At 40.2% G+C, this 18200-nt stretch carries 23 protein-coding genes and 1 pseudogene; 1 reads left to right on the forward strand and 23 read right to left on the reverse strand.

Going from position 1 to position 18200, the window contains the following annotated elements; all coding sequences use genetic code 11:
• Positions 1-234: 234 nt before the first annotated feature.
• The 3 genes and pseudogenes from MHH56_RS16105 to MHH56_RS16115 form a co-directional block, all read right to left on the reverse strand.
• Positions 235-339: pseudogene (locus MHH56_RS16105) on the reverse strand (N5,N10-methylene tetrahydromethanopterin reductase); the annotation flags it as partial.
• A 112-nt stretch (positions 340-451) separates the two neighbouring features.
• Positions 452-1393 (reverse strand): ring-cleaving dioxygenase, encoded by a 942-nt coding sequence (locus MHH56_RS16110; protein ID WP_339209331.1) that lies wholly within the window; start codon positions 1391-1393, stop codon positions 452-454.
• Positions 1394-1444: 51 nt separating this feature from the next.
• Positions 1445-1888: a MarR family winged helix-turn-helix transcriptional regulator gene (locus tag MHH56_RS16115; protein WP_339209333.1), complete on the reverse strand. Its 444-nt coding sequence runs from the start codon at positions 1886-1888 to the stop codon at positions 1445-1447.
• Positions 1889-2266: 378 nt separating this feature from the next.
• Between MHH56_RS16115 and MHH56_RS16120 the strand changes: the two genes are divergently transcribed.
• Positions 2267-2806, forward strand: coding sequence for an NADPH-dependent FMN reductase (locus MHH56_RS16120; RefSeq protein ID WP_076265973.1), 540 nt, complete (start codon positions 2267-2269; stop codon positions 2804-2806).
• Positions 2807-2860: 54 nt separating this feature from the next.
• Here the strand turns inward: MHH56_RS16120 and cdaS are convergent, their stop codons facing one another.
• The 20 genes from cdaS to MHH56_RS16220 all read right to left on the reverse strand — a co-directional run bounded on the left by cdaS (position 2861) and on the right by MHH56_RS16220 (position 18033).
• Positions 2861-3490 carry a sporulation-specific diadenylate cyclase CdaS gene (gene cdaS / locus MHH56_RS16125; RefSeq protein ID WP_339209334.1) on the reverse strand — a complete coding sequence of 210 codons (630 nt, stop codon included), beginning with the start codon at positions 3488-3490 and terminating at the stop codon, positions 2861-2863.
• A 166-nt stretch (positions 3491-3656) separates the two neighbouring features.
• A complete protein-coding gene (locus MHH56_RS16130; RefSeq protein WP_339209335.1) occupies positions 3657-4790 on the reverse strand; it encodes a hypothetical protein in 1134 nt (377 codons plus the stop codon).
• A gap of 94 nt (positions 4791-4884) precedes the next feature.
• Positions 4885-5340: a DMT family transporter gene (locus MHH56_RS16135; protein WP_339209336.1), complete on the reverse strand. Its 456-nt coding sequence runs from the start codon at positions 5338-5340 to the stop codon at positions 4885-4887.
• A 52-nt stretch (positions 5341-5392) separates the two neighbouring features.
• Positions 5393-6091 (reverse strand): cyclic nucleotide-binding domain-containing protein, encoded by a 699-nt coding sequence (locus MHH56_RS16140; protein WP_339209337.1) that lies wholly within the window; start codon positions 6089-6091, stop codon positions 5393-5395.
• A 54-nt stretch (positions 6092-6145) separates the two neighbouring features.
• The gene (locus MHH56_RS16145; protein WP_339209338.1) at positions 6146-6571 is read right to left on the reverse strand and encodes a DMT family transporter; all 426 of its coding nucleotides are present in this window, start codon (positions 6569-6571) and stop codon (positions 6146-6148) included.
• A gap of 161 nt (positions 6572-6732) precedes the next feature.
• Entirely contained in the window at positions 6733-7509 is a 777-nt protein-coding gene (locus MHH56_RS16150; protein WP_339209339.1) for an IclR family transcriptional regulator, read from the reverse strand.
• Positions 7510-7902: 393 nt separating this feature from the next.
• Positions 7903-8994: an ATP-binding protein gene (locus tag MHH56_RS16155; RefSeq protein WP_339209342.1), complete on the reverse strand. Its 1092-nt coding sequence runs from the start codon at positions 8992-8994 to the stop codon at positions 7903-7905.
• Positions 8991-9683 carry a response regulator transcription factor gene (locus MHH56_RS16160; RefSeq protein ID WP_339209344.1) on the reverse strand — a complete coding sequence of 231 codons (693 nt, stop codon included), beginning with the start codon at positions 9681-9683 and terminating at the stop codon, positions 8991-8993. Before MHH56_RS16160 ends, MHH56_RS16155 begins: the two co-directional genes overlap by 4 nt.
• Positions 9680-10312 (reverse strand): nitrite reductase, encoded by a 633-nt coding sequence (locus MHH56_RS16165; protein WP_339209345.1) that lies wholly within the window; start codon positions 10310-10312, stop codon positions 9680-9682. Before MHH56_RS16165 ends, MHH56_RS16160 begins: the two co-directional genes overlap by 4 nt.
• 214 nt (positions 10313-10526) lie before the next feature.
• Positions 10527-11669, reverse strand: coding sequence for a serine hydrolase domain-containing protein (locus tag MHH56_RS16170; protein ID WP_339209346.1), 1143 nt, complete (start codon positions 11667-11669; stop codon positions 10527-10529).
• Positions 11670-11826: 157 nt separating this feature from the next.
• Complete coding sequence (locus MHH56_RS16175) at positions 11827-12375, reverse strand: GrpB family protein (protein ID WP_339209615.1); 549 nt, start codon at positions 12373-12375, stop codon at positions 11827-11829.
• A complete protein-coding gene (locus MHH56_RS16180; protein ID WP_339209348.1) occupies positions 12375-12905 on the reverse strand; it encodes a DUF6886 family protein in 531 nt (176 codons plus the stop codon). Before MHH56_RS16180 ends, MHH56_RS16175 begins: the two co-directional genes overlap by 1 nt.
• A 142-nt stretch (positions 12906-13047) precedes the next feature.
• Positions 13048-13407 (reverse strand): rhodanese-like domain-containing protein, encoded by a 360-nt coding sequence (locus tag MHH56_RS16185; RefSeq protein ID WP_339209349.1) that lies wholly within the window; start codon positions 13405-13407, stop codon positions 13048-13050.
• A gap of 40 nt (positions 13408-13447) precedes the next feature.
• A complete protein-coding gene (locus MHH56_RS16190; RefSeq protein ID WP_339209350.1) occupies positions 13448-14239 on the reverse strand; it encodes a sulfite exporter TauE/SafE family protein in 792 nt (263 codons plus the stop codon).
• A 296-nt stretch (positions 14240-14535) separates the two neighbouring features.
• Positions 14536-15099, reverse strand: coding sequence for a manganese efflux pump (locus tag MHH56_RS16195; protein ID WP_339209351.1), 564 nt, complete (start codon positions 15097-15099; stop codon positions 14536-14538).
• Positions 15100-15170: 71 nt separating this feature from the next.
• Positions 15171-15437 carry a metal-sensitive transcriptional regulator gene (locus MHH56_RS16200; protein WP_339209352.1) on the reverse strand — a complete coding sequence of 89 codons (267 nt, stop codon included), beginning with the start codon at positions 15435-15437 and terminating at the stop codon, positions 15171-15173.
• 75 nt (positions 15438-15512) lie between these two features.
• Positions 15513-15995 carry a DsrE/DsrF/DrsH-like family protein gene (locus MHH56_RS16205; RefSeq protein ID WP_339209355.1) on the reverse strand — a complete coding sequence of 161 codons (483 nt, stop codon included), beginning with the start codon at positions 15993-15995 and terminating at the stop codon, positions 15513-15515.
• Between the two features lie 30 nt (positions 15996-16025).
• Positions 16026-16253: a sulfurtransferase TusA family protein gene (locus MHH56_RS16210; protein WP_339209356.1), complete on the reverse strand. Its 228-nt coding sequence runs from the start codon at positions 16251-16253 to the stop codon at positions 16026-16028.
• A gap of 15 nt (positions 16254-16268) precedes the next feature.
• The gene (locus MHH56_RS16215) at positions 16269-17393 is read right to left on the reverse strand and encodes an MBL fold metallo-hydrolase (RefSeq protein ID WP_339209616.1); all 1125 of its coding nucleotides are present in this window, start codon (positions 17391-17393) and stop codon (positions 16269-16271) included.
• A gap of 61 nt (positions 17394-17454) precedes the next feature.
• Positions 17455-18033 carry a sulfurtransferase TusA family protein gene (locus tag MHH56_RS16220; protein ID WP_339209617.1) on the reverse strand — a complete coding sequence of 193 codons (579 nt, stop codon included), beginning with the start codon at positions 18031-18033 and terminating at the stop codon, positions 17455-17457.
• Between the last annotated feature and the right edge of the window lie 167 nt (positions 18034-18200).

Below are 18200 nucleotides of genomic sequence, written 5' to 3' on the forward strand. Positions count from 1 at the left end.
TTTTATGAACTTTGATTATCCCTAGCATACAGAATTTTGAAAAGTTTGAATAATAGAATAATTCTATATATAAATAGAAAATTGTTCCAATCCATACATAAATAGCTACGGAAGCTCGTTATGACTAGCTATTTAGCGGGGTTATTAGGATGATCTGGAACATAAAAAAGTGCCGCAATAAATCGTCGCGGCACTTTTTATAAGTTAAATGATGAAATTGATTTTAATTGCAATTTAGTTTTTAGCGGTATGTTTCTTAATTGCGGGCATAATTTCAGTAGCGATAAATTCTATATTTTTTGCAATTCTTTCAAACGGAACACCGCCAAAATCAATTTGAGTGCCCGTATGCGGGTTAGGCAAATGATCCCCAATGGAATACAATCCGAGTTCTAATCCTTTTTTTTTATCGATTCGATATTTTTCCATGCGTACTCTCCCCTTTTGCGTATTAATTCAGCGGTATTAATTTTGCTTCAATATCCGCCCGTCTGGCTTCTAAAAATGGCGGTAAATCCAGTGCTTTGCCCAGCTCTGCGACGGATGAATCTTTCGTAAACCCAGGCCCATCCGTCGCTATTTCAAACAAAATGCCATTTGATTCTCGGAAATATAAGCTTTGAAAATAATAACGATCCACAATGCCGGAGGAGTGGAAGCCGCGTTTTTTAACGACCTCATCCCAATAACGCAGTTCTTCTTCATTTTTAACACGGATCGCTAAATGATGAATGCTTCCTCTTCCAGGCTTCTCGATTGCTCCATCTGCTTGTTTGACCAAAATTTCTCCATAGGAACGGCCGGCAACGGATTGATAAACGGCTTCATTATCCGTACGTGACACTTCGCTATAACCTAACATGCTCGTCAATGTAGCGGCTAAACGATCTAAAGATCGAACAGTAATTTCGACAGTTCCCATGCCAAGAATGCGATGATTTTGCAAGGCGATTGATTCCTCCCATGCTGCCCATTTCTCAGGGACTTCCTCACCGTTATTGTTTAGTAGAACCATTCGCAAACCTTCTGTATCTTCAAAATGGAGCGCATCTCGTCCTGCATATTTTGTGATTTCGCCGTGTTCTACCTTTAATAATTCAAAACGTTTTTTCCAATAGGCTAAACTTTCTAAAGAAGGCACGAGTAAGCCAATTTGAGTAATCGCATTAGTACCGCGCACAGTTCTTCCTGCATTTGTCATTTCAAAGAAGGATAGCTCCGTTCCCGCACTGCCCGTTAAATCACCGTAAAATAAATGATACATGGATGGATCGTCTTGATTGACCGTCTTCTTCACTCTGCGTAGTCCTAGTACTTCTTGATAAAAATGATTATTAATTTTTGCGTTTTTTGTAATCATCGAAATATGATGATGTCCAGGGATGGTATACATAATTGTTCCTCCTCTTTTTAACTTGACTAGTCAATTGATATTGCAAAAAAATTACTCTGACGGCAATTTCTTTTTCTGGCTATGTTTATGGATGCGAGTCATCAATGCGTATAGTGTTTTTTGTTCGTCCTCATTTAATACATCTTCAAAAAATGAAGTTTGAAAAGCAAGCTGGCTCGGCATTGCGTTATCCAATATGGCTTCGGCTTTTTCTGTTAAACTAATCGTTTTGGTTTTCCAGTCTTGCTTGCGCACAATATAACCTTCGTTCTCAAGTCGTACGAGCATGCGAGATATACCGCCTTGCGTAACCGTTACTTTCTCGGCTAAAACCATTTGGGTTAGAGGCTGATAGACACGAATCTGCATGAGTACATCAAATTGAGCAGTCGTTAAATCAAATTGTTTTAAAAATTCATTTGACATCTGGTTGCTCTGATTCGTAAAACGCATCAGCCGAAGCCAAATTAACGAACCTAACGTATTATTCTGCATTTCGTTCCCCCTCTCAATGACTATGCCATCACTTTACTACTCAATTGATAAAATGGCAAGTGTGAATGTTTAAGTTTGAAAAGCTACAATTAATGGAAAGATTAATGCACTTAATTAATTATAGTTACTTGACAAAGAAAATTATATTCGCTATTATTATCTCATATTAAAGATACTCAACGTAAAGGAAGTTGGCGTATTTTTATTATCCATCTTTTTAAGAATAACCCTTCCTTGTTTAAGAAATACTGATCATTAACTATTTGTTATTCTAAGGACGGTTCTTGTTCTAAAGCTTTACAACATGATTTGGCAGTGTCTGCAAAAGGTTTTCTAGACAAATGATTTGGTAGAACAACTATTGAGGAGGAAAAAACAGTGTCAAAATTAAATATCGGTATTATTTTAGGAAGTACTCGTCAAGGTCGTCTTAGCCCGCAAGTTGGTGAATGGGTGAAGAAAATCGCTGATCAACGCGGAGATGCTAATTATGAAATCGTTGATATCGCGGATTTCAAGCTCCCGCTCTTGGGAGAAAGCGATGCTACTGAGCAAGCAACAGCTTGGAATACTAAGCTTGCTAGTTTGGATGGATTCGTATTTATCGTACAAGAATACAACCACAGTATTTCAGCATCACTGAAAAATGCGCTTGATTATGCACGTGACGCATGGAACGATAAAGCAGCAGGTATCGTAAGTTACGGTTCTGTAGGAGGTGCTCGTGCAGCTGAGCATTTACGTGGAATTTTGGGTGAATTGTCTGTAGCTGACGTTCGTGTACATCCTGCATTGTCACTCTTCACTGATTTTGAGAACGGTTCTGTTTTCAAACCAGCTGATCTTCATCTTACTAATTTGAACGGTATGTTAGATCAAGTACTCGCTTGGAGCGGTGCATTGAAAACATTGCGTTAATCGTCACTACCAACAACCACCTCTTTATGAAGAGGTGGTTTTTCTTTGTGTCATTTAATGGAGCAGATCATTGCCAGGTGAAAAGGGATATAAATTTCCTTCCAAGCTGAAGGAAGCTTGTCCGGTTTCTTCTGATACGATGATAACAAGTGCATCACTTAATTCTGATAAACCAAGACCGGCACGATGTCTAGTTCCAAGCTTCTTCTGCTCGCTGTCTCTTTGCGTTAACGGGAGGACATTGCCAGCAGATATAATTTTATCATTTTGGATTAAAACTGCGCCGTCGTGGAGCGGACCGCCAGGCGTGAAAATAGATTCTATTAACGAATGCGTCAGCATGGCAGAAATTAATACGCCATGAGTAATATACCTATCGATTGAATCTGATCTTTGCACGACGAGAAGCGCCCCATGGCGCCGTTTCGATAAATGGGATATTGCATGGGACAACTCGTCATATTTAGCGGTATAAGGTGCAAGATAACATTTTAAATAAAAGGTTGTTGCAATCGATTCCGTCTCAAAAACTTGTTCTTTCATAGAATGGAACTCGTTTAGCAAGCAATTGCCAGCATCATGATCCAAATCCTTTATCAAAGATTCAAGGGATTCACGCAAATGTAGAAGCTTGCCTTTCACTTCAACTTTCATTGGAGAGAAATCACATTTTATATCATCCATACGTCCACCCCACTCAAGTGACTACCGCAAATTGAAGTTGAATACTTCCTTTATTTTGCTTAGCCCCTCTTTTTTTATACATAATGGCTGATGGCAACAAAAAGACTAGCCCTATAATAGGAACCAGTCTTCTTAAAGTTCTTGTCAGTATATCTGCGATTGCAGCTTACTGATTGTTTTCAGGAATGCTTATTTTTTTGGACCATGTTTTGCCGCCATCAGTTGTTCTGTACACAGCAGCATTAGCTAGGCTTGTATCTGCCATCCAGCCTAGCTCCTTGCTTGTAAACGAAATAATGCTTTCTCCCCCTGCGATCGGTGTAAGATTATTCCACGTTTTCCCCGAATCAACCGAACGACCAACGCCAATGACTCCAGCGGCTGGAGAGTAACCTCCGAGAATCGCTGCTCCATCAACAAGCTCCATATTACTAGGGTGTCCGCCAGGCGCAGCCGGTCCTTCCTTAACAAGTCCTGCAGCACCGCCTGGTGCTGGTCCACCGCCTGCTGTTTCCTGACTAATTACTTTCCTCCAGCTTGAACCACTATCTGCAGAGGCATAAAGGGAATAAGATTGCTGGGACATCCCTACTCCACCGTAAAATTGTGCCCATATTTGATTTCCCTTTGTGTAAAGCTTTCCGTCTATGCTCTCCTCAGATTTAACCGTTAGTTTCGTGGACCAATTCATACCACCATCTGTGGTTTTTGATAGTCGATAGCCAAATCCAGGTACTACGATAAGTGACCATCCATGCTTCACATCTGTAAACTCTGCATAGCGGTTATTGGGAGGAGTAGAGATTTTGGTCCATGTTTTCCCGCCATTTGATGTTTTATAGGCAAAAGCCTTCGTATAGCCGAAGCCATTTGAAGCATCCACAAAATGAATACGTTCAAGCGCGAGCGGACTGGTTACTATTTTGGTGAACGTTTTTCCGCCATCCTTGGTGTGAATAAGGGCATTCGTTCCGGAAGCAGAAGATTTCGCCAATGCCCATCCGGTTGTGTTGGAAATAAAATCAAGCTGTGTAAATTGCCAAGTACCCTTATAGATCGGTTGCCATGTTGAGCCGGCATCAGAAGTACCAATGAGAAATCCATTGCCAGCAGCGCGTCCGGTTTTACCGTTCAAAAATTGAATATCACTGAAATGGTATGCGGTATCCCCTGCTGGTGTTCCGCTGAAAAGATCCTTTGCTGTTGTGCTGACTGCTGCTTGCGTTAACGGTGTGATTACTGTAAGGCCAATCATCAGTGCTGCTGCTACAAGACCGTACTTAAGTTTAGCTTTGATCATGTTTTTCCTCCTCCTGCTGCTAAGTTAGTATTAGAGCCTTTATAGAAGAAAATACCCTGCTTTGATCAAATTGAATCTTAAACGTTATTGGTCGTTATGCTGTAACTTTCTTACGAGCACCGCTTATTTTAAATACAATGATACCACAGACGATTACAAGGACACCTAACCCTTTATTCGTTGTGAACGCTACTTTTTCGATACCTAGCCACCCTTGCGAGTCCCACAATAAAGCAGTTCCCAGCTGTGCGGTTAGAACGATAGAGATGGCATACGTCGGGCCAAGCCGCCTAATGCCTTGTACCAGACAAGTAACGACGCCTACGCCGATTAGACCGCTGAACCAGTACCATGGCTTCATATTTTGTAATACAAATAACTGTTCGCCTTCGAATACGAATCCGATAACAAATGAGGCAAGGAAGCCCATGCCTAATACTAAGGCAGTAGTTGTCCATGTATTTATTCGTTCATTGACTTTGCTATTGAATATATTTTGCAAACTGACCAAACAACCAGTGAGAACTGCGAATATAAGCCCGATCATCATGTTTTCTACTCTCCCATTGGCTTATTGTTTTGAAATAGCTCATGATATTGTATTACTCATAAATATTTTGGCTGGCGAGTGCGCGTAGTCCATCCTTGTTTTTAACAAGAATGCCTCCATTCTTCCGCTCAATTAAACCTTTTGCACAAAATTGCTGGACAACCCGATTGAGATGTCTATAGCTCGTTCCAATCAAGTTAGTCGTATCCTTTAAGCTGATTGTTTTTCGCTGCCCTTTAATTAGATATTCTGAATCATCATAGGAGACGGACAATAGATAGCTCGCCAATCGAACCTCTACAGGGTGCAAAATATTGAAGCTTAATGCATTCGAATTTTTTAAAAATTTCCGAGCTATAATTTTCAATAAAAATTGCAGCAGCGGTGAATGATCTTTGCCGTATTTATTCAACCACTGATGATGAATTCCAATCATGTATACAGTCGACACGGCTTCAACCGTATTAATAATGTCAATGTCTTGCACATATTCAATATCCCCCACTACATCAAGGGAGGTTTTGAAAGTAAGAATAAGTGTTTTCCCATCTTTTGAGGTTGTGTAGATCTTTATCTTTCCTTGAACGAGAAAATAGAGATATTTTGAAGATTGACCTTGGGAACAAATAAGCTCCTCATGATCAAAGCAGAATAGTGACAAATGGGGTAATAGTTGTTCCCCGAATGTTGCTTCCAATTGATGCGCTTGTAAAAAATGGTGGAGCTGCTCGCGATCTTTAATTTCTTGCATCTGTACGAATCACCTCCAGTGGAATACGATCAAGGGCTTGGTATATTTTAACTATTATAACCGCAATATGACCACCCCAGCTATCATCATCCCAATACCGATGAATTGAGGCAGCCTCATCTTCTGCTTTGCAACCCCGAACCATCCTTGACTATCGACGATAAAAGCCAGGCTTAACTGGGCAATCAGCATGGCAGATATGCTAAGTGTAACGCCAATTTGTTGAATTGCAGTGACATTGCTGAAGATGATAATAGCTGCAAAGGAACCGCCGATTAGATATAAGGGTTTTACTTGTTTAAAACCGGACCACTGTTTATCCCTGACGAATAACAGAATAATCAAGGCTGCTATGAAGCCGGTGAACTGGGTAATCGTTGCGGTTTGCCAAGTGCCGATATCTTGACTAATTCTTGAATTAGCAACACCTTGCAGTGTAATTAAGACCCCGCCTAAAAATGCAAAAATGCTCCCTTTCATATCATTGCTCTCCTCCATATCAATCTTTCCATCATTAAACGATACATTTCAAGGTTTAGGAAAGGACATATGTCCTAAATCAATGTAAAGCAGTTTTTTGCATAAAAAAAGAACGAACGCTCGATCACTGTTCGTTCAATTTATTCGTTTGGGATCGCCACCTATTCGCTCCAACGTATCTTATTGCGGAACCCCAGTTCTTTGGAGATGAGATCCGCATACTTTTTTGCTTGCTGACCGTAGCTCTCGATTTTACTTGGCGTAAAGCGTATCGCGGGACCAGCTACATTCAGTGATCCAATAACGGTATTATCATAAGAAAAGATGGGAGCCCCGATGCCAGTTGTTCCATCCGTTGCTTCTCCTGATGTGATGGCATAACCTCGGGAGCGAATGATCTCTAGAGCAGTCTGAATCATTTCTTTGGATAATGGAATCAGCGACGGTATTGTTGTCCAATCCACACCTTGCAATATAGCTTCTTGCATCGTGGATGGCAAATGAGCAAGAATAGCGCGATTAGATGCTCCTATATAGAGTGGCAGCCTAAGTCCGATAGGTTCGGAAATTTTCAACATTTGCGGTGAATCGATGGAATCAATATAGACGCCTTCTTGGTTCTCTCTTGTAGCCAAATAAATCGTTTCTTTCGTTTTTTGCGATAGTTCGACCATGAATGGTCTAGCCAGTGACCTGAACATTAGACTGTCCCACATCAAAAAACCGTATTTCATAATGGAAAGTCCTAATTTATATTTTTTCGATTTTTTATCTTGAGCAACAAATCCATGTTCGGATAAAGAATGAAGAATCCGATGCGCGCTTTGTACGGGCATGTCGAGTTCCCTGCTGATTTCTGTTGCACTCATTTCTTTCTCGCTGCCATGCGGTACAAGCAGATCCAATATGTGAATAGCTTTGGAAATGACCCCGGACATTTGCTGCACCTCCGATTAGGAATTGATGTTATATTGCTTAACATGATTTTAGCATATAGATCCTAGCAACGGATATATGTCAATCTTGGTTGGCATTATGGGTCCTGCTGTAACAGCGATCGTCAATTGCCATAATATTCAAGCTTGCTATGCCGATTACGAAGATCTTTTTCAGCAATGTCTATCTTCAATAAATAACACGTACCTCCGATCGGAAAAGCATCAACGGTACGTGTTTGTTATGCTATTCATTTATAAACAATCTCACTCGGTTCAGTATCAGATTAGTAACAGCCTTTGCAGTTTATTGTCTTGTGAAGTAAGCCTTGGCTTGAATTGTTTGACTCCAATAGCAGTATGATGTTTTCATTCATATACAAATAGACTCTTTATTTAGTTATTCTTTACTGTATTCGGTAAATACACATGAAATAAAGTCCCTTCATCACTTTCAGCCCAAATTTGTCCTCCGTGACGTTCGACAAGCGTTTTCGTAATAGCCAGTCCTAAGCCCCCGCCTCCCGATTTCCGGTTCCGTGATTTTTCCACACGATAGAAACGTTCGAATACATGCGCGAGCTGCTCTGTTGGTATTCCGATTCCAGTATCCTTGACGGTTATTTGAACACCTTGTTGAACCAATTTCCCATATACCGATACCTTTCCACCATTAGAAGTAAACTTTAGAGCATTCGATAATAAATTTGTCCATATTTGAATGAGTCGGTATTTATCAGCATGGATAGTCATTTCAGGGATGAAACCTCTTTCCAATATAATTCCTTTGTCTGAAAAGGAGGGCTTCATAAGATCTATAACTTGTTCTATAGATTTTGTTAGAGGAGCATCTTTTAAGGTTAACGGCTGTGCTGTAGAAGTAAGTGTTTGCAGTTCTTCCAAATCATTAACCATTTGGACTAAACGGTGAATTTCTTCTCTGCATGATTGAATGCGTTCAGGAGTAGCTTCCCAAATCCCATCTTGAATCGCTGATAAATAACTATTTAATGTCGTTAAAGGTGTTCGAAGCTCATGAGCAATATTTTCGGTCATCGTCACCCGTAATTGTTCTTGCTGTTCAAGCTGTTCAGCTAAATGATTGATAGAGGCAGCCAGTTGATCGACTTCATCTTTTGGAGTTCCTTTTATAGGTAGTCGAACATCTCGTTTTCCTCTTGCCATAACGAGTGTTATGTTCTTCATTTTAACTAAAGGAGAGGAAATTTTTTTAGCGATGTAAATGCTCATAATAAGCGTAATAATGAGTGCTCCGCCTACTGTCAGTCCAATGGATTGAAGAACGGCTTGCTCTAAATGTGAATTTAATGACTCTGTCTTATCGTGGCTACCTTGCGCTATCTCTTCACCATAAAGCTGGAAATGATGATGAGTGGCTGTAGCTAAAGCAATGGAAGCAATGATTAAGATGGCTGTGGTATAAAAGATAAGAAGAATACTAATCCGATAGGATAGTGTTTTTTTCATTTGCCTCCTCCATGAAAGCGATAGCCGGCACCAAAAACCGTCTGAATGAACATTGGATTTTTAGCATCCTCCTCTATTTTTTGCCGTAAATTTTTGACATGCTGATCAATTGTACGAGCATCCCCTTCAAAATCGATTCCCATCACCATATCAATTAATTGTTCGCGGGAAAGTGTTCTTTCAGCATTTCTAGCCATAGCAACAAGCAGTTTATATTCATTGGGTGTTAAATTTATGGGTTCTTGATTGATGTAAACCTGTTTAGCTTGGCTATCCAAACTTAATCGTCCATTACCGTATTCCAAACGATCAGCGAGAAGCTCTTGATGATTAGTACGCCGCAGGACAGAACGAACTCTAGCCAATAATTCATGGGGATCAAATGGTTTCACGATATAATCGTCAGCTCCAGCAGATAACCCTTGGATGCGATGATTTAGAGAAGCTTTAGCCGTTAGCATGATGATGGGTACCGGATTAGTTCCTCGTATTTGTCTGCACAGCAGCTCTCCATTAATGTCAGGGAGCATCAAGTCAAGAATGATTAAATCAAAGGGCTGCTTATCGATTTCATGCAACGCACTTTGGCCATCACTAGCTTCACATGCACTATAACCAGCCTTGTTTAGATAAGCGATTATAACCTCTCTAATTTTATCTTCATCCTCTACAACTAAAATTTTACTCATGGTTGCTCATTCCATTTCAAAGTTTTTAATTCGTCTAGTGAAATACGATTAATAAATTTGCTGAATTTTTCCTTTCCTTTAGCATGTTCTTTATAATAGTTAACGAGATTAATTATTGATGGTATTAACTTCTCTTCCGATAACCCTGAAATTAAAAGCTGGGCAAAGGAAGTTTTTATTCCCTTGGGCTCTCCGCCGACATAAACGTCAAACACATTCCGCATTTTTACGACCCCAATATCTTTTAATAAAGGTTCACTTGTACCTAATGCGCAACCAGCATAACCGACTTTCATTGGAGTTGGTGTTCCGATTCCCGCAATTGCTTCGTTTAATTTAATGGCAATATCTAAGCCTGCATCCTGGGCTCCTTTGCAAAAGTTGCATGCAATCAAGCTTTTTGTCGTAAAGCCTGAAGGATTAACCTCGAGGCCGACTGCTCGTAATTGTTCGGTTATTTCATTTTGTTGATCTAACGGTATTTCCACATAAAGCTGCTTAAAAGGTGTCATCTCTATATTTGCTTCTGTGTCAATAAGTGAACCTATGGTTACCAGTTGATGAGGTGTGAACAGGCTGCCTCCAACCTGAATGGCTGGTGAGACTGCGATTTTTATTTTATCATTCATTTGGCATCTCTCCTTTACATCATAACCATTATAATATACCCCCTAAGGGTATGTAGGTCAAGAGTTTTTACTATACCCGGGTTAAGTATCTTGATTAGTTTTAATGATGTCATTGCATCAGTTTAATTGTCTGCACAAAAAAAAGAGCGAGGCGAATAGTCGACTCACTCTATATAAATATCACTAATGGCTGCATTCAAGTTTTATGCTTATTCTAAACCAAACTTGACCATATAATTTGTTTGGTACCAAGTACCGATTCAGGTATCCATGAGTAAATGGAAGGTACCATGAATATAACAACGAGCTTCTCAACCGGGTCCACAAAAAATCCGGTTCTTCCTGAACCCTCCAGCTGGTAGGTGCCTACTGATTCATATGAAAGATGATGAATAGCTAAATCTAAACCAAGAGCATGACCTTTATCTTTGATTTTACCTCCCCAATGATAGGCGGGAACGTTAAACAGATGTCGGCGAGTCATCAGATCTACCGACTTTCTGCCAAGGATACGCTGACCTTCAAAGGTTCCGCCATTCAACAGCATTTGTCCGAATTTCCACATATCAAATAGTGTTGAATAAAGTCCACTATCCGAACGAGGCGGCATAGGGGAACCGTCATTTTCTCTGCTTAACCTTTCGATATCCATCTGATCTACACTGCATACTTCAGAGTGCAGATGCTCAGGAACATCAAAAAAAGTACGTGTCATTTGGAGTGGTTCGATAATGTTCTCCGTAATGTAGTCCTCATACTGCTTACCAGATACTCTTGAGATGATCTCGCCCAGCAGAGCGAAGCCCACCGTAGAATAATTATAGGCATCCCCAGGTTGGCAAACGAGCGGGCCTTGCAACACTTTTCGAATCCAATTATCCATGCCGCTAGCCCCCCACCATTCTCTAGGATAGGGCTCATTGTAATATCCGGTGACTGGTAAAATACCAGACGTATGCGTTAATAAGTGGAACAAGGTGATATCTTTATGTACAGGATTATTGAATTCTTCCAAAATGCTGGACACAGTCAGATCGATATAAAGCTTACCGTCCTCTATGAGCTTCATGATTGCAACACTTGTGAATGCTTTCGTTATGGATGACATTTTACGCAAGGAATCCGGCTGCAGTTCACCTTGGTCTGTGGATCCATGAAGTCGACCCATTGATTTCCATGCGGCGATCTTTCCTTCTCGTGCAACGAGAAAACTGGCTGCTTGAATTTTTTTCTGTGCGATCAGATTCAGAAAGTGATTATCCAGCTTATTTAATTGATGTGAGCTGAGCCCAACCTCTTCGGGCACAACATCCAAGTGGCCCTCTGTTATTTTCCACTCGCTTAGCAATTCATTCATCTGTCTCGATCCCCTTCCATTAATTAGGAACAATGAATCTATACTACACGAGCCGCTCTAATTTCGTCCATATGGATGTAAAGACTGCCGTTAAAATTATAAAAAATTGTTCGTTTGTATCAAGTTCAGAGCTGCTTTCCATTCATATAGTTTCTCATCAATGAACCTTTGTTTTCGTGAGCTTTACCCTTTTTAATATTTCATTTATAAAATCCGTTTTACCTGCTGTATAACCGGACCGATCTTGAGCTTGCAATGCCAATTCCTTTTTTAACTGTTCATACGCAATGACAGCTTCGGGATGCTCCCTAAGATAATCGCGGAATGCCAAATGTCTTGCTAATTCTTCGCTATCACGATTGCACACGTACAAGTGATGCTCCATCCATTTTTCACGCTGTTTATGCCAAGGAACCGACATATCTTTTCTGCCAAAGGCCTCTCTTCCTTCAAAACTCCAATCTTGTTGATGGAAATAACCAATCTTCTCAAGCCCTTGGATGATCAGAGGCAGCATACTATAATCTTCAATGACGATATCTATATCCAAGATGGGCTTTGCACCAAGTCCTTTAACAGAGGTGCTTCCTACATGTTCAACTGACCTAATGAATTGCCCAACTTCAGCTTCGATAGTAGATCGTATTTCACAAAATTCGTGCTCCCAAAGAGGATTATAGTTTTCAATCTCAACTATTGTACTCATCATACTGATTCCTTTCTCTGCGCGGCAAAACCCATTCTGCACATCGACCAATTAAAGCTTGTGGTTGCAATTTTATCATTCAAATCCCACAAATTATCGATCATGCGAACCTCGACATTTCTGCGTATGAGTTCTCCAAACAAATCATGAACAATTATTTTATTGATGGGGATCTGTGTTTTTTCGCTCACATAGTAACCAGCACTTTTATCTGTGCCATAGAAATCAACCGTATCGAATTCATATAAATACAATGTGGTTTCCCTCATGATTTCAAACCATTTATGCTCAATCGCAACAACATGATCCAACGAATTTGAGCTTAAATAAAGTTTTTTATGCTCATCTGTGGTCGTTTCATGACTATGATAAGTTACTCTAGGACAATTGCGAGGTGTTAGGAAATTCGGCAAGCATTGTTCATTTATTGCCCATACCAACCCTTTGCTTTGATCCATATCCACTCGAGAAGGTATTCTAGGTTCAAAAAGTGTAATATCACTTTCTTCGCTCACATGAAATAATCTCAAATGATCCCTGCTTTCTGATATAAAATGGTTGTGCACGAACAGCATTATTTTCAACATACGAGGAAATTGTACCATAATCTGGTTTAGAGTGGACGCAAAAAAACCGCGATATACGCGGTTCATCAGTCACTTGAAAAGTTATCTATGCACATTGTTGGTTTCGTACAGTAAACAGCTGGCTGAAACCATGTTTTTCAAGGATTTTCGCAGCCTTTTTACTTTTATAGAAACTGTCCGACAAAATTAAGACGGAGTCATTTGGTGCAAGCTCTTTGTTCCACAAATAAGGGAGCCGACCAATTGATATATTAATCGAACCATCCACATGACATTTCTCATAATCAGTTGAATCGCGGACATCGAGTATTTTGCTGCTGTCAGGTATAACGCCTTTTTCATTTAGCGCTTTTTCGTCGACATAAGTTAAATTTTTTAGGGGCGAGAATCTTCTATAAATGAACCACATCGAGAATAAACCAGTTAGAGCAAGTAAAATCAACATATCCTAACCTCCCCAATCCGTTTAATAAGGTACGCATATTCTATTGCAATATGGATGACCACACTTTAATCGCTGTGAAAATGAGTAATACAACAAGCCCATATCGCAAATATTTCACGTTTATTTTAGAGCTGATTCTAGATCCAATTGGTGCACCGATTAAGCTGCCCAATACAACAAATACAGTTGGCCATATCGGAATGGAACCAGCGGATAGCTTGCCGATGACACCACCAATCGCCGATACAAATACGATCGCTAATGATGAGGCAATGGTTGTCCTTGTCGGAATTTTTAAGACCGTCAACATGATTGGGATTAGAATAAAAGCACCACCTGCTCCAACAACTCCTGACACAATGCCAACAATGAAAGCAGACGTTACCGCAATGAGCTTATTAAAAGTGATTTCATTTATATTTAATTGTTGTTTTCCCCGGTTTGGAACGAGCATTAAAACAACAGCAATAACCGATAATGTTCCGTATATAATATTAATGGCATCTTCATTAAGAAAACGAGATCCGAATCCGCCAATTAAACTGCCCATTAAAATACTGCTGCCCATATAAATAACAAGACCTTTATGAATGACTGCTGTTTGATTGCTTTTTTGACGGAAAGCGATAATCCCAGCTAACGAAGCGAAGAAAACTTGAAACATGCTGATGGATGCCACTTCTTTTGCCGTAAACTGCGCTAAGCCAAGACTGGATGGAACATATAATAAAAGGGGAAAATTTATTATGGCCCCGCCTATGCCAAGTAATCCCGAAAAAAAGGAACCGACAAAACCGAGCAGCGTCATGATGATGTAAAGGATAATGTCCATAAAAACTCTCCTTGTTGGAATGCAATAAGTAAGGTATAATTAAAACCAAGTAACTTCATGTGAAATGAGGTATTTAAAAAATGAAAAGTATTTTCAAAAAAATATTTGAAGATAAATGCCCGACCTGCAATGAACCCTTGCTGTCAATCAATGAAAGCTTGTCCAGCACCAAGTATTGTGAGCATGGACATTACAAAGAAGAAAATTACAGCTCCCTAGGTGTAAGAATTATATATGACGTCTTAGAATAAGCGAACACGCTCTACCGTGTTCGCTTATTTTTTGTTATCGGTCAGTTACAAAAAAATCTCCATAAGGCCTATTACAATGAGTATCATACCGCCGATGAGCGTAGAATATTTACCTAACCATGTTCTTGCAATCTCATGTCCAATCCGCAATCCGATAGCAACGGTTATTAGTGAAAATGTACCAACTGAAATTGCAGTCATTATCGGTGACGCACCACTAACACCTGCTACAAATCCTGTAGCGATACAATTTAATGATAAAGCAAAACCTAATGAGATCGTTTCCTGCCAAGTAATAGATCTTTCCGAATCACTTGTCTCACGTAATGGACTTGTTGCAACCCTTGTCCTCTGTTTAGGCAATATGCTCCAAAGACCTAGAAGTATGATGACAGAACCACCAATTAAATCTGCATGCTTTTGACTCATAAAACCAGATATAAGGTGACCCATTGTTATGGCTAAATATGCTGCAGCCATGGCCAATATGGCAATAAACAAGTTTGAGACAATTGGAATTTTTGTTAATCGCGTGCCAAAGGATACACCAATTCCTAAATTATCAATATTAGAAGCCAGTCCAATGAGAATGATTGAAATTAAATACATAACTATTCCTCCTCTACCAACCATTCTACTAAGTAGAGTATGCTAGAGAAGGTTATTAAGCTTGTGTTCTTTTACCGACTTTTCACAAGTAGCTCAATCGCTTCTTTAACCAGCTTATTCGTATCGCCACCAGTTGACTGTTCTTCAATAATACATTGATGAAGGTTTTCCGCAACAATTTGGGCCATTGCTTTATCTGCTGCATTGCGTACTGCTGACAGCTGGCTCACTACGTCCTTGCAGGATTGCTGTTCATCCATCAATCTCAATACGCCTCGAACCTGACCCTCTATTCTTCTTAGACGTGTTTTCATTTCATCAGTATAAACATATGCCATGTTCTTAACCTCCCATTCGATAACGTGTACATGTATGGGTATATTATAAACCAAAAAAGAGTATCATTTCATTAATTATATAAATAAATTCACTTTTGCATCGGTGGCGTCGCCTAAGTAACCGGCTACACCGGCAAGTTGAATGTCATCGATCAGCTCTTCACGCTGCAAACCAAGAAGATCCATTGTCATTGTACATGCAACAAGCTTAACCCCTTGCTCCTGCGCAAGTTCAATGAGCTGCGGCAGTGATAACGCATTATGTTTCTTCATAACATGCTTAATCATTTTAGGTCCCATGCCGCCAAAATTCATTTTGGATAAGCCTAGTTTTTGCGGTCCTCTTGGCATCATCCAGCCAAAGGCTTTTTCAAGAAGCCCTTTTTTGGTATGGATTGCTTCATCCTTGCGCAGAGCATTTAGTCCCCAAAAGGTGAAAAATATAGTTACCTCGTGATCATAAGCAGCTGCTCCATTTGCAATAATAAAAGCAGCTATCGCTTTATCAAGTTCCCCGCTGAAGAGGACTATCGTTGTTTTTTCAGTTACAGCTTCCATTTATGTTCTCCTCTCCATAATAAAATTCAGTTAAATTTTTTTCACTAGAAATGTGAACACGCCGTTTTCTTCCGTATGCTGCACGAGTTCATGATTTGTTTTTCTAATCCAAGCCGTAAAATCATTTAAAGAACCTTTATCGGTTGATAATACCTCCATAAATTGTCCAGGTTTCAATCCATCCAGCGCTTTTTTTGCTTTTACGATTGGCATCGGGCAAGCCAGCCCTTTGGTATCAACGATTAGATCAGCTTTCATTATTCATTTCCTCCTTTAATTATCGTGAACGGCACAACGATTTGGACCGATTTCCATTTCGCGTTGCTCTTCTTCGTTAGGTGTGATTTTACCCATATTCGTTAGGCGTATTTCTTGGTAAGCGTTCGGATGCTGCGGCAGATTGTTGGTAACCATGCTGCGAAACTCAGCTTCATCCGATATTTGCAAGCCTGTATTGTTTTTATATACATCGGATAAAACAGCGGCTACCCGCCCATCTTCTCCAAGCTCCGAGAACTTGCCGAAGTGTCCTGGAAGTACAATTAAATCCTGAGACAACTCCGGATAACGACTATATAACGTTTGGCGAAGATCACCAACCCAATCTTCAGCTAGTCCAGCCAAATCAGGTCGTCCAATGGATTCAATAAATAAAATGTCACCAGTTAGCAAATACTGATCATCTACTATAAACGATGTACTGCCGATCGTATGACCAGGTGAATAAATGGGTTGTATTTTTAAAGTGGTATTGCCTACCTCAATATCGTGACCGTTCTCAAGCTTCGCGTATTCAAATGTGACTTCTGCAGCATCTTTTGGAGGAAGCCAGTACGTTGCAGATTGTTGTTCTGCAAGCTTACGGCCGCCCGAGATATGATCCGCATGAAGATGGGTATCTATCGTATGCATAATGCGATACCCATTGTCCTTCGCAAATTGCTCCAACACATTCGTCATTCTAGGGGCATCTATGACAGCAGCTTCACCGTCTGATACGATCATGTAGGACAAGCAGCCTTTACCCATTCGTACAAACTGAAAAATAGTACCGCCTTGGCGCAAATCGCCAATTTTTACGGGCTCCAAATGCTCGCTCCACGACTTCATCCCGCCCTGCAAGTAATAAATATTAGACCTGCCTGCTGCGACGAGCAACTCTCCAACAAATATAGAAGAACCTTCTTTGGCGCATACAACCAGCACTTTTTTGTCTATTGGAATTTGTTCGATTATCTCCTCTACTCCCTCTAGCAGTTCAAAGTAAGGAATATTGAGAACCTCTATTCGACTTCCTTCGATTTTCCAATTCGCAAAGTCGCTTTCACTACGTACATCAAGGATGAAGAGGTCTTCTTTTTTGCTTAAAATAAGTTTTGCTAGCTGCCTGGCACTCATTTCATTTAACTGGTTTGATGAAATCACGGTGTATTCCTCCTACTATGATGAGTGAATGGTATTACTGTACATCATTCTCTAGTGGTCCTTCCCATTCGGACATACCTGGCAAGACATTGTACACGAGTTTGAACCCTTTATCAGCTAATAGCTGGCAAGCGATATCGCTGCGGGTGCCAGTGCGGCAAACGATATAAAGCTCCTGATCAAGATCGAGTTCACTCGTTCGAATATCAAGCTCTCCTAACGGAATTGATTTGGCTCCAGGGATGTGGTTAAAAACATACTCTGCAGACTCACGTACATCTAAAATCATCATGTTCTCATTTGAAATAAGCTTCTTCATCAAATCTCCGTTGTTCATTGTCTTCAAATATTTGATTTCTTCTTTTATTTCATTCGGGTCGGATTTTCTAAGGTAATGCTTCAATACCTCGCCCTCCGTAAGCGTACCTAAGTATTGATGCCCCGCATTTCTGCTCCACCCTTGGATGTCTGCCAAAGATCCTTTGTCCGTGGCAACCACTTCAATGACTTGTCCAGAAAGAAGCTCATTCATTGCTTTTTTCGTCTTGATGATGGGCATAGGACAAGCCAAGCCTTTGCAATCTATTGTTTTGTCTGCTTGAATGTGATTCATCATTTCTTGAACCTCCTTTGCGTTTATTAATAAATCATTTGAACAACATACCCATTAGGGTATCGAAAAAGGCGAAAAAATGACGCCGTACACATACCCCTATGGGTATAAGGCGTTGATAAAAATATACATGTTTTAAATGCAGATGTCAACGTGGCATCACAAAA

This window comes from Paenibacillus sp. FSL K6-3182 (assembly GCF_037976325.1).
Classification (GTDB): Bacteria; Bacillota; Bacilli; order Paenibacillales; family Paenibacillaceae; genus Pristimantibacillus.